The following is a 12,350-nucleotide window of genomic DNA, read 5'->3' on the forward strand; positions in this document are numbered from 1 at the left end:
ATTGGATGGCCAGTGGCACTTTTTCTTTCTTATAAGTCAAAGGCATATGCGGTGACAATGGGTTCACGATTCGTGGTGATATCCCGGAAATACTCATATTCACACAGCGCATTAAAGGAACCAGCAACGTTGTAAACATTGGTGTAGCCTAAGTTGCCTAGCGCCCGCGTCACGTTATAACTTCGTTTGGCCGTTGCGCAGTGCAGATAGACGGGATGGTCGTGCGAAATCTCAGCTAAGCGGCGCCGGAACTGACTCATCGGAATATTGCGTGCCGTGGTAATGTGTCCGCGGGCATACTCGCCGGGTTCCCGAACGTCAATGATATCGGCGTTCTTAGAAACCAGATCACGGACCGTCGTAACGGGCACCTGGCGATACTCCCCGTTTAGCAGGTTCGTGGCGACCAGCCCCGCAAAGTTAACGGCATTCTTCGTCGTACTAAACATTGGTTGATAACATAACTCCAAATCGCCTAAATCTTCAACGGTCCCGTGTTGTTGCATCACCGTGGCAATGATATCGATCTGCTTGTCGACGTCCCCTTTGCCCACGGCTTGCGCACCATAAAGGGCCCCCGTTACGGCATCAAAAACAACTTTAAGGTAAATTGGATGAGCTCCCGGCATCAGGCCCACCTTATCCGTAGGAATCACCAACGCACTCTGGACGGACCAGCCCTGTTGCCGCCCCATGGCTTCCGTGTACCCGACCGAGGCCACGTTCAGCTCAAAGACCGGCAAGCACTGCGCCCCGTAAAATCCCCGGTTGCGGATTGGGCGGCCATACACGTGGTCGACCGCACGGCGGGCTTCCATTTGTGCCGGCCAAGCCAAGCCTAATCGCTTGGCCTGATGGGTCAACGCATCCTGGCTCTCGATGGCATCCCCTACTGCGTAAACATGCGGTAAATTCGTCTGGTAATGCTGGTTGACCTGGATGCCACCGGTCTGCCCCAACTGAATGCCCGCCAACTGTGCCAAGCGGACGTCGGGTGTGCCCCCCACAGCCATGACCACCGCAGTCGCTGGAATCGTCTCACCGGAAGCCAAGGTCACGGCCGACTTCGATATCCCCGTCACCTGTTGGTTAACGAGAACGTTGACGTGGTGGTCGTGCAACTGCTTATGCACGATTTGTACCAAGTCATCATCCAGTGTCGACAGGACTTGGGACCGCTGCTCAATCAACGTGACCCGGTACCCGGCGTGGGTCAAATTTTCGGCGGTCTCGATACCGATGAAGCCGCCACCGATGACCGCCACGTGGGTTGCTTGGTGGTCGTGTAAGTAGTCATCTAAAGCCACCACGTCCGTCACGTTTCGCAACGTAAAAACCTGTTCTCCCTGAACCCCATCGATGGCTTGTGGCCGGTTCGCCACGGTTCCGGGGGCCAAGAATAGCTCGTCGTAGTGGTCCGTCGTGAGGTCGCCGGTCTGACAGTTTTTGACCTGCACCGTCTGGTTCGCCGCGTTGATCTGCACGACCTCGTGGTTGACCACGGCCTCGATATTGTATTGCGCTTTAAACTGCGCCGGTGTCATCATGACCAGTTGCTGCGCCTGCCGGACCGTTCGCGATAAATAGTAGGGAAGCGAACAGTTGGAGAACCCCACATCCGGCCCTTTTTCATACATGGTAATCTGCGCCTGTTCATCCAGTCGCCGGGCTCGTGCGGCCACGGAAGCCCCGCCCGCGACGCCACCGACTATCACGATTTTTTTACTCACGGTTACCCACTCCTTCTGATTTATGAAACCGATTACTAGATACCCCTAGTGTACCCGATAACGCTTAGTGAGGCCAACCATGACCATTCGATCAGCAAAAAAGCAGCCGAAATTATCGACTGCTCTTGCTGATTCATGCAACTTTAAAACTCACGGTTCAACCAAACTCGCATTTGTCCCTCCTCCCGGTTGGCCCAGGCGTAGTAAGGAATCAGTTTCAACGCCGCCGGTTGCCGGTTCCCATCACTCGTTGAATAGAGCGGCTGATCCGGATCATCGGGGACGGCGCGTTGGGCCGCAATCGAAATACTCCCGACCCCATTTAAGAGGTGCGCATCAAACTGATAGGTCGTCGCATCCTTCGGTGACACTTCGTAGCCAGCCAACGGCACGGGATTATCCGCTGCTTCTGCCGCATAAACAATGGGCCCCCGTTGAATGGCGACCTTACCGAAGTCTGCGCTGACGCGATTATTGGCCCGCATAAACTTCACGGCCATGTCGAGCGACAGCTCAATCGTGGTATCAGCGGACACGTTCAGGTAGATAAACCCGTCTACAACGTCTGCCGTCTGCTGCTGGCCATTAACGGTCAAGCCAAAGTTAGGTGACCAGGCCGGAATCCGCAGGCCCAGTTTGAAGGTCACCTGGTCTGGGTCCTTCACAGCATAGTGAATCTCACCACTCCAGGGGAAATTATTCGTCTGCGTAATCGCCACGTCGTTGTCAAAACTAGCTTGATTAGAAATAAATTGGTGCGAAAGAATCGTGTGCTCCTTGACCGTATACAGGTACTGATCGACTGACGTAATCAAGCGGGCTAGATTAGCAGGACAGCAGGCACAGCCAAACCAGTCGGCCCGGTGGGTCAAGACGTGTGACTTCCCGGGATTCAGTTTGCTAGCGGTTGGATCGGCCTCCAGTGGGTTCACGTAGAAGAAGTGTTTGCCATCCAGTGACATCCCACTTAACGCCCCGTTAAAGAGTTCTTTTTCCAAAACGTCGGCATACTCACCCTTCGCATCCAAATTCAACATTTGCCGGGCAAAGAAGGCCATCCCCACCGAGGCACAGGTTTCCCCGTACATGGTGTCGTTGGGCAGATCATAATCGTAGGTCAAGGCTTCGCCGCTGGTTGTTGACCCAATATTTCCCGTGATGTACATTTGCCGCTTAACTAAGTCATTCCAGAAGCGGTGGCAGGCCGCTAGCAAGTCCTTATCACCCGTATAGCGGGCAACGTAGGCCATTCCCGTACACAGGTAAACGACCCGCACAGCGTGGCCTTGGGGAACTTTCTGGTCCTTGATGGGTTCTGCCGCCAAAAAGTAGGTCAAATCAGGTTCTTGCATCCCCCGAATGATGTCCCGGTCAGTCGATTCGCCGTCAACGGCCAGCTGTTTATCAAAGAAGTGCGGATCCTGGCCCCGCTGGTTCAGGAAATAGTGGGCCAAGTCCAGATACTTTTCGTTTTGCGTCACTTCGTATAAGCGGGCTAACGCTAATTCGATTTCGGGGTGCCCATCAAATCCTGGAATCTGACCATCTCCTAGACCGAAGTTCCGGTCGATACAATCGGCCATTCGCGTCGCAATATCGAGGGATTTTTGATTCCCCGTTGCCTGATAATAAGCGACCCCCGCTTCAATGTAATGGCCCATGGTATACAGTTCATGGGACTGCTGTAGGCGTTTAAACTTCCGTTCGGGCGCATCGATTTGGAAGTAAGTCGACAGGTACCCATCGTCCTCCTGCGCATCCGCAATCAGGTCGATCAGGTTATCGGTGATTTTTCGTAAATCGGCGTTCGGCTGGTACCCAAAGGAATAGGCCGCCGCTTCTAACCACTTGTAGACGTCGGTGTCCTGAAATGGAAACCCATAATGATGCCCCGTTTGTTGTCCGGCCGCAATCTTTAAGTTGGCAACCGCGTGGCTGCTCTTATCGTGACCGTTATTCTGGGGATCAACCGAAATGGCGATACCGGCTTCATCGTTCATAACTTCCCATTGATAAGGAAGGACTTCCTTAACCACTAATTCGCGGTAACGTTTCCAAAAATCAGATGTAATTTCAACGTGGTTTACTTTCAGTTCAGGCATTTTATGAACACTCCTTTTATTTAACTCACTACTTGACGGTCTCGGCTTCCTCTTGAGCTCGCCGTTCTGCTAATTCTTCAGTCACCACTGGCTCGTGCTTTTCCCACTTGCGGTAGAAGACCATACAGAGCGCACTTAATGCATAAATAATAACGGGAACCCAGATAAACGTGAAACTAATGGCGGTGAGACTCTCAGCCGCCTGAACGGCTTTAGCGGCCGTAAACCCAAACGCCGCTAAAATTCTGGCAGCAATAAAGGAACCAATCCCAGACCCCATCTGGATACAGAACGACGCCCCCATGGCGGTTAAGAATCCGTTGGCTCGAATGCCATTTTTCCATTCACCAAAGTCAACCGTGTCACCGACCATCGAGAAGAACATGGTCATCGCTGAACCAGAACCGATGCAGGCGAGGCACCAGCCAACTAATGCCGAGGTGACGTTCGTCCCAGCGAATCCAATCCAAATCTGACCAATCATGGTCAACGACAACATCAGAATCGTGGTCCCCCACTTATGTAAGTATTTAACGACAAACGGTACCGACGCCATCCCCAAGATTTGAATGATGGAGAATCCGTTAAAGATTGAAATCAGGCTCTTATTATCTAAATTGTATTGGAAATAGTAGGGTAAAGCCGCATTTCGGGCGGAATAGGCCGTCCACAAGAGCAGGTTCGCCAGGACAATCAAGACCCATGGCCAGTTGTTCTTAGTGGCCTTCACACTTTCTCGAATCGTAATGATTTTTTCTTCACCGATATTCTTTTCCCGCATATCTAAGAAGGCAATCATCAAAACGATAAACGCAATGACCGCATACAGACCAACGGCCAAGGACCAACCACGCCGCTCGTTACCATTGCCCAGTGCCGATGCTAATGGCATCACAAACGTCACGGCAAAGAAGTTCCCAACGTTTCCTAAAACCATTCGAATTGAGTTGGCAGAAGTCCGTTCGTCCGAATTAGCCGAAAGGTTCGGTAAAACGGACGTGATAGGCGTCGACAACGCCGTGTACGTTAGTTCGGCAATGATGTACATCGCGCCGGCATAGATGATCTTTGCCGTGCTTCCCAACGCTGGCGTCGTAAAGAGTAACCAGACCGAAATCGTAAATGGTAGCGCCATCCATAGGAACCATGGCCGGTTCTTTCCGTATTTACTATGGGTGTGGTCAACCAAGACCCCCATGACGGGTGCTCCCAAGGCATCGATAAATCGCCCCAATAAGAGCAAGGCCCCAGCGGTCCCGACATCCAGGCCGAAGACGTTGGTAAAGAAATACAACATGTAAGACCCAATCAAGGTATACAGAAGATTCCCGGCCATATCAGTGAACCCATACGTTAATTTTCGATGAAACGGTAATTTATCGCTAGCCAGCATCGCCTGCGCGGCAGCAACATTTTGATCAGTACTGTTCGAACTCATTTTAAAACCCTCCATCCATCAGCTGTTCGTAACCTAAAGACTTAGATGATGTTCCGTTACTTATTTGAAATTCTTTTTTGACTATCGTGGGCCAAGCTCACATAAATGATGAGCATCAGGACGGTACCCCCGATGATTGTGGTGAGATTATTGGGAATCGTATGGTCCGCAACCTTCCAGGCCAGCCCAATAAAAATAAGCTGTAAAATCCACGAAATAATCGATTGACTGGCAAATAATTTCCCAAATAGTTTCATTTTAAAGTTTCCTTTCGCCCAACGCTGGAACGGATTCCTCCGTTTCAGCCATCATGACCAACTTGTAAATAAGGTTTTGTGCGCACCCGGGAACTTCATCCCCCAACGAAGCTACCCAGTCTATTTATTTACGTTTTCATAGTAAGCGTTTCCACAATCAGTTAAAAGGTCTATAATAGCAAAAGAAGTGTTGATATCCGACTTTTCGAGGGCTATCAACTGGCTTGATCACTTAATTTCAAGGCTGATATACCGCTTTTAATACATTTGGTAACTGTATCCGACTTATTACTTTGGATTTATCTTGAATCACTGGTGTGTATTTCCGATATTAGACGGGAGGGCTAAACTCATGTTATTTACCACGTTTTCCGTGGGGAAACCGCTGCTCTACTATAAGGGCGGTGAATTTTCTGCCCACGGGACCTGGCGTCATCGCCAGGTTTATCATAAAGGGGATTACGAACTCATTCTGTGTCTCAAGGGGCCCATCTACCTTCAGGTGGGGGACCATCGCGTCGTCCTGCACCCCAACGATATCCTGTTAATCCCCCCGTTTACCCCGATGTTCGGTTATCAGGATTCCACCGATCCGGTCGATTTTTACTGGTTGCACTTCTTCTCACAACATAAAGAAACCATCTTTGACACCGAAGTGGCCGCCGTCTTATCGGAAATCAAAACGAATAAGAACTCTAAACACCAGCTATCCTTGCCCTTACACTTTCCTTTGCCAGACTACGAGAGTGCCACCATCCTGATTCATCAGATTCTTTCAATCCATAACGAGTTATCCTCGATTGAGGAACGGGATTACCTCGTCTCGGCCTTATTGATTCAACTCTATAAGTCCTACTTCAATCGATTAGACGTTCCCAGCAATCGTTCCAAAATCAACGATATGAAGGAGTGGATTCGGGCCAATATGTCGAGTACCTTGACCGTGGCCGAGATTGCCGACAACGTGCACCTGAACGTGGACTACCTGACACGCCTCTTCAAAAAATGGACGGGCATGACCACGCTGCAATACCTCAATCACGTCAAAATCGAAGTTGCGACGCTCCTGCTGATTCGAACCGAAATGTCTGTTAAACAAATTGCGGACGCCGCCTACTTTAACGACCCCAAGGTTTTCATGCGGCGATTCAAAAGTTCTACGGGCCTGTCACCGAGTGAGTACCGGAAAGCCTATAATCTGATTCACCTCAACAACCCGCACGTTGACCCGCAGATTCCCATCCCTAAGCGAATTGCCGACTCAATCGACTATATTCCTGAAAATGGGGACATCCCGGAATAACCGTTCACCAAACTGTGAGCATTTAAAACAACCGGCGTGCCCATTAAGTTCATCCAAGAATTTAATGGGCACACCGGTTGTTTGAACACCACTTAGTCCCTCCCCCCATTGAGCGGTCATTTTCATCCCACCCCGTTCTAATGGTATAATACAGATTAACTTAGCAAAGGAGTGTCGGTATTCTATGACGAAACGAATTAAAGGTTCATGTACCACGATTTTAGTGGGGAAAAAGGCCTCCATCGACGGTTCCACGATTATTTCCCGGAACGACGACGGTCACGAAGCCCTCGACCCAGAACGGTTTGTGGTGGTTAATCCCGAAGATCAACCCCGCGATTACCAATCCGTGATCAGCAAAGTGCAAATCAAATTACCCGATAACCCATTACGCTACACGTCCATTCCTAATTCCATCCTGACCAACGGAATCTGGCCAGCCGCCGGCATCAACAGCGAAAACATTGCGATGTCCGCGACCGAAACCATCACCACCAACTCCCGCGTCCTGGGCATCGACCCGTACGTTGACGGTGGCATCGGTGAAGAGGACCTGGTCACCCTGGTACTGCCGTACATCCACAGCGCCAAGGAAGGGGTCCAACGTTTGGGCGCCCTGCTCGAAGAGTTCGGGACCTACGAACCCAACGGTATCGCCTTCTCCGACAACAACGAGATCTGGTGGTTAGAAACCATCGGTGGTCACCACTGGGCCGCTAAGCGCATCCCGGATGACGCCTACGTGGTCGCACCGAACCGGATGAACATCGACGACTTCGACTTTGCCGCCGACGACACCCTGAGTTCCGCCGACCTCGAAGACCTGATCGCCCAGTACCACCTGAACCCCGACTTTGATCAGGTCAACCTGCGCCACATTTTCGGCAGTGCCTCCATCAAGGACACGGTCTACAACAACCCGCGGGCCTGGTTCGGTCAGAAGTACTTCAACCCCGAGATCGACCACGATCCGATGGAACAGGACCTGCCGTTTATCTGCCACGCCAACCGGAAGATTTCCATCGAAGACGTGAAGTTCGTCTTGAGCTCCCACTTTGAAAACACCAAGTACGACCCTTACGGCAGCGGCTCCGAAGCCGACAAGACCCTCTTCCGGCCTATCGGGATCAACCGGAACCACGACGTGCACATCCTGCAGATTCGCAACGACGTGCCCGCCGCCATCGCCGGGATCCACTGGATGGCCTTTGGCGCCAACACCTTCAACACGGTGGTGCCCTTCTACGCCAACGTCAACGACACCCCGGCCGTTTACAAGGACGCCAACGGTGAGTTCAACATGAACCACATGTACTGGTTGAGCTGCACCACCGCCCTGCTGGGGGACACGGACTACGACCTGTACGTCGACCTGCGGAACACCTACGCGCTGGAAGCCATGGGTGCCTACCACAAGATTCAAAACGACACCGACGCCGCCATCGCGAGTCAACAGGACGTCACCGCCTTCTTACAGGCAGCGAACGAAAAGCTGGCTAACGAGGCCTTCAAGCGCCAGACCAAGTTATTAGGGGACATGGTCATCATGGGCTCCGAACACATGAAGTTACGCTACAACTTAAACGACTAGGCGTTGAGCGCCCGGTCAAGAGCCTGAAAGTGTCCTCTCAGGCTCTTTTTGTTCCTCCAATTATCTGGCCCCAAGGCAGCCGGTTTCGCTCAACCCCGTCAGGAAGCTAATCTCCGTTCGAAATTAGCCGCCTGACGCACCGTCGTTCATGCTCGTCAGCTAACCGCCCTTTGGCGCACTCTCTTTTGGTTTGCCGCCACATTTGGTAGACTGGAGCTAATCATCCATGGGAGGCATTCGATGCAAACACGACAACTCGGTGGACTGGTCCTGGCCAGTCTACTCCTCAGCAGCTTAATCGCCTTGGTCTCGGGCGGCTTCATCGTCCTGGAGGGCCACCTGATCACCCTGATCTGGGAGGTCCTCCCGCAAGCCCTGACTCACGCCTGGTGGTATGACCTGGCGGTGTGCCTGATAGGCGGGCTCTTACTGGCCTGGCTCAAGGGACAGTGGGGCCCGTTACCGGCCACGGCCCACCAGGCCATGGCCGAGCTCAAGCAGACCCAGACCGTCGACTACCGCGCCACCTTCAAAAACCTGGCCGTGGCCCTGGTCAGCCTGGCCTTTGGCGCCGGGGTCGGCCCGGAAGCCGCGCTCCTGGGGGCCGTGGTCAGCCTCTCGGTCTGGCAGGCCGACCGCCTGCGCTACTTTTACTTTCAGCACGCGACCCTCAAGACCGTGGCCTGGCCCCGGCGGCTCTGGTGGTTGGTCGCGCCGACCGGGCACCTGCAACGCTACCGGTCGGAACGGGCACTGCCCGCCGCCCAGCTAGGCGCGAAAAAGAAGTTCTACGCGTTGTTCATCGTCAACGGTCTGGTGACCTTCACGATCCTGATGCGGCTCATCGGCCACCCGTCCTTCATCACCAAGATGGGGGCCTCCCACTGGCACTGGTCGCAACTCTGGATCATCCTGCCGGTCCTCTTGGTCGCACCCTTGGCCGGTTGGCTTTACCACCAGGGCAGTCGCGGCATCCATCGGCTGGCCCAACGCCTCCCCCAGTACCTGCCGCAGACGCTGGTCGGCGCGGGGGTCATCTTCCTCTTTGCGGTCCTGCTGCCCCGCCTCCTCTTCTCCGGGCAAACGGTAATGGCCTTGATTCCGCAGGTCAGCGACCACCAGAGCGGGTACCTGCTGATGACGGCGGCCGTGCTCAAGCTGGTCTTCCTGCAGCTCTGCCTGGGGACCGGTTGGATCGGTGGGGACATCTTCCCCATCGCCTTCTCCACGATTCTCTTCGGCTTCGGGGTCGCTCAGCTGTTGCCCCAGCTCGACGGCCTGTTGGTGGTCGCCGTGGTCGCCACGGGACTGGCCATCAACCTGCTCAACAATCTCTGGGTCGCGGGGATCTTCATCGCCCTGTTTTTCCCGCTCAACCTCTGGCCGGTGATTCTGCTGGTCCTGGTCCTGCAGTGGTTGGGACAGCGGGCGAGCCGCCATTTTCAAAAAACCGCCTAAAAAAGCCTGGGATCCAGTCCCAGGCTTTTTTGCTCTCTGAATATCTGATGGCGCAACGTGTGCCAACCGGCAGCTGGTTCCACTCTTTTTACAGCCAGCTAAACGCCACCAGGACGCCCACGAGGTTATTCAACATGTGGACCGTCCAGCTGAAGGCGATGTTCTCGCCGCACCACAGGTAGATTCCCGTGAAGATGATGGCCAACGGCGCGTACGCCACGAAGTCCTGCGGGGCGTTGACGTGGATCAGCAAGAAGCCCAGGCACGACACCCCGATGGCCAGCCACCGGGGAATCACGGTCGCGAGTTTGGTGAGCAGAATCTTGCGAAAGATGGTCTCCTCCAGCAGTGGGCCGAGGATAACGAACAACAAGATTGCCGCCCAAAGCGCCGTGGTCGTCGTGGCGTTATCGACCCCCGTTTGGTTGGCCGATTGCTTCCCGACCAGCAGCCCCGAGATTAGGTTGCCCAGGAGCAATAAAACTAACGAGAGCCCAATCTGCCCCAGCTTCTGCCAGGGCCGGTCCCGAAAGATGCGGAAGTTCCCCAGGTTTTCCCGACCGAAGAAGACCAGCATCAGGATGATGGGGATGGCGTACAGGCTCGCATTCAACGCGAAGCCGCTTTGCCAGGTCCGCGGCAACAGTCGTCCCAGCAATGTTTGGGTCGGTGAAAAAGCGATAAAGATAAAGTAGACGGCGACGAGGCTCCCCGATTTTAGCCAAGTCGTCCGTGATTCCGGTGATGTCATGGTAACGTCCTCCCTTAATGGTTCAATGCTACCACAAAGGGCCATCCCGGTCAGCCCGGCATGGCCCCATTTTTCATTATATTAAATCACCAGCCGCCCCATCAGGACGAAGACGATGGCCAACAAGCCACAGGTCAGGATGGCCGACATGGAGACCCACTCCTTGCGGGAGAGGTCCACCTGGTCGCCGACCTCCCGCCGCGCCATCAGGTACAGGATGGTCCCGGGGATGTAGGCAATCGTGCAGAGAATCAGGTACTTGATGCCCGAGAAGTAGACCGCCGTGCACTCGAACGTCAGGGCTAAGAGCCCCACGGTCAGCTGAAAACCACTGCCCTTTTCCCGGAAGTGCTGGATGGAATACTTGATCTGGTAGGCCGCCACCAGGATGTAGCAGATGGTGACCGCGACCGTACACATCGAGTAGGCAATCTGGTAGGCCCGGTCGGTGATCAGTAACGACAACAGGAAGAACTGGATCAAGACGCTGCTGAGGACCAGCGAGAAACTCGCGACCCCGTAGCGGTTGGCCTTGCCAAAGATGGCCGGTAACAGGTGGCGCTTCGCCATCAGCCGGGTCGTCTCGGCCGGCAACATGGTCCAGGAGATCCAGGAACCCAGCGTGGAGATGATCAGGCCCCCGCTAATCAGGGCCCCGCCCCACGATCCGACCATTTCCCGGAAGATGTAGACCATGCCGGGCTGGTGAATCGTGGCCAAGGCGTTTCGGCTCAGGTAGCCGTATGGCAGGATGGAGGCCAACATGTACAGCCCCAGGATGCAGAACAGGCCAATCAGCGTGGCCTTACCGGCGTCGGACTTCTTCTTGGCCCGGGACGCCAACATGGTCGCCCCTTCGATGCCGACGAACACCCACATCATGATGATGAAGCAGCGTTTGATCTGCGCGGAAATCGAGCCGGCCCCGCTCAGGTTATCCCCGACGTTGTACCAGAAGTGCGCCGTGAAGACGTTCACCTTGAACAGCAACAGGGCGACCACGATGAAGGTAAAGAGCGGAATCAACTTACAAATGGTGATAATCGCGTTCACGAACGACGCGCTTTCGATGCCGCGGTTCACCAGCAGCGTCACCAGCCAGAGCACGATGCTGGCGAAGATGACCGTGGGGAACTTGTTGGCGCCGTTAAAAATCGGGAAGAAGTACCCCATCGCGTTCATCATCACCGTCGCGAAGGCCACGGTCCCCATCCACGCGGAGATCCAGTAGCCCCACCCGCTGATAAAGCCGGTGTACTTGCCGAACCCCTCCTCGGCGTACGAGAAGATGCCGTCCAGGTCGGGACGCTTCAGGACCAGGTTGTTCAGGCACAGGGCCAACATCAAGATTCCAAAGCCGACCAGGCCCCAGGCAATCAAGGCGGGACCGGGCGACGCGGCGATGGCTAGGTCAGACGCGAGGGCGAAGATCCCCCCACCGACACACGAGGTGACCACGGTGGAAATCAACGCGCCCATGCCAAGCCCTTGGTGGGTGGCTGGGTCAGGGGTTGCGGATTCTGCTGCGGAGAGCGTTTTCATCATTCAGATTCCTTTCAGGTTAAATCGCTAGGATACTCACGAAAACAATCGACCGGTCCGTCACCTTTCATGCCCTTTAGTGTACTGAATCCGGGAAGAAAATGACAGCCAACCGGGTTACAAATTTGGCAATGCCAGGCGCTTCTTGTAAAGCGCTTACATAAAATCATTAAAAACA

At 54.2% G+C, this 12,350-nt stretch carries 9 protein-coding genes; 3 read left to right on the forward strand and 6 right to left on the reverse strand.

Features of this window, described 5'->3' with window-relative positions:
- Window positions 1-29: 29 nt before the first annotated feature.
- From FD37_RS09885 to FD37_RS09900, 4 genes are all read right to left on the reverse strand, one after another.
- On the reverse strand, window positions 30-1,730 hold the full coding sequence (locus FD37_RS09885) for an FAD-dependent oxidoreductase (protein WP_056965041.1): 1,701 nt from the start codon (window positions 1,728-1,730) through the stop codon (window positions 30-32).
- Between the two features lie 143 nt (window positions 1,731-1,873).
- Window positions 1,874-3,832: a glycoside hydrolase family 127 protein gene (locus FD37_RS09890; RefSeq protein WP_056965043.1), complete on the reverse strand. Its 1,959-nt coding sequence runs from the start codon at window positions 3,830-3,832 to the stop codon at window positions 1,874-1,876.
- Between the two features lie 28 nt (window positions 3,833-3,860).
- The gene (locus tag FD37_RS09895) at window positions 3,861-5,270 is read right to left on the reverse strand and encodes an MFS transporter (RefSeq protein ID WP_056965045.1); all 1,410 of its coding nucleotides are present in this window, start codon (window positions 5,268-5,270) and stop codon (window positions 3,861-3,863) included.
- 56 nt (window positions 5,271-5,326) lie between these two features.
- The gene (locus tag FD37_RS09900) at window positions 5,327-5,527 is read right to left on the reverse strand and encodes a hypothetical protein (protein ID WP_056965047.1); all 201 of its coding nucleotides are present in this window, start codon (window positions 5,525-5,527) and stop codon (window positions 5,327-5,329) included.
- A gap of 352 nt (window positions 5,528-5,879) precedes the next feature.
- Between FD37_RS09900 and FD37_RS09905 the strand changes: the two genes are divergently transcribed.
- From FD37_RS09905 to FD37_RS09915, 3 genes are all read left to right on the forward strand, one after another.
- On the forward strand, window positions 5,880-6,830 hold the full coding sequence (locus FD37_RS09905; RefSeq protein WP_056965049.1) for an AraC family transcriptional regulator: 951 nt from the start codon (window positions 5,880-5,882) through the stop codon (window positions 6,828-6,830).
- A gap of 184 nt (window positions 6,831-7,014) precedes the next feature.
- The gene (locus FD37_RS09910) at window positions 7,015-8,421 is read left to right on the forward strand and encodes a C69 family dipeptidase (protein WP_045808160.1); all 1,407 of its coding nucleotides are present in this window, start codon (window positions 7,015-7,017) and stop codon (window positions 8,419-8,421) included.
- Window positions 8,422-8,661: 240 nt separating this feature from the next.
- Complete coding sequence (locus tag FD37_RS09915; protein WP_056965051.1) at window positions 8,662-9,879, forward strand: chloride channel protein; 1,218 nt, start codon at window positions 8,662-8,664, stop codon at window positions 9,877-9,879.
- An 88-nt stretch (window positions 9,880-9,967) separates the two neighbouring features.
- On the opposite strand, the gene FD37_RS09920 is transcribed toward FD37_RS09915, so the two are convergent.
- Both FD37_RS09920 and arcD read right to left on the reverse strand, forming a co-directional pair.
- Complete coding sequence (locus tag FD37_RS09920) at window positions 9,968-10,630, reverse strand: CPBP family intramembrane glutamic endopeptidase (RefSeq protein WP_056965052.1); 663 nt, start codon at window positions 10,628-10,630, stop codon at window positions 9,968-9,970.
- Between the two features lie 81 nt (window positions 10,631-10,711).
- On the reverse strand, window positions 10,712-12,175 hold the full coding sequence (gene arcD, locus FD37_RS09925; protein ID WP_225436309.1) for an arginine-ornithine antiporter: 1,464 nt from the start codon (window positions 12,173-12,175) through the stop codon (window positions 10,712-10,714).
- Between the last annotated feature and the right edge of the window lie 175 nt (window positions 12,176-12,350).

Origin of the sequence: Levilactobacillus spicheri DSM 15429 (genome assembly GCF_001435095.1) — a bacterium.
Classification (GTDB): Bacteria; Bacillota; Bacilli; order Lactobacillales; family Lactobacillaceae; genus Levilactobacillus; species Levilactobacillus spicheri.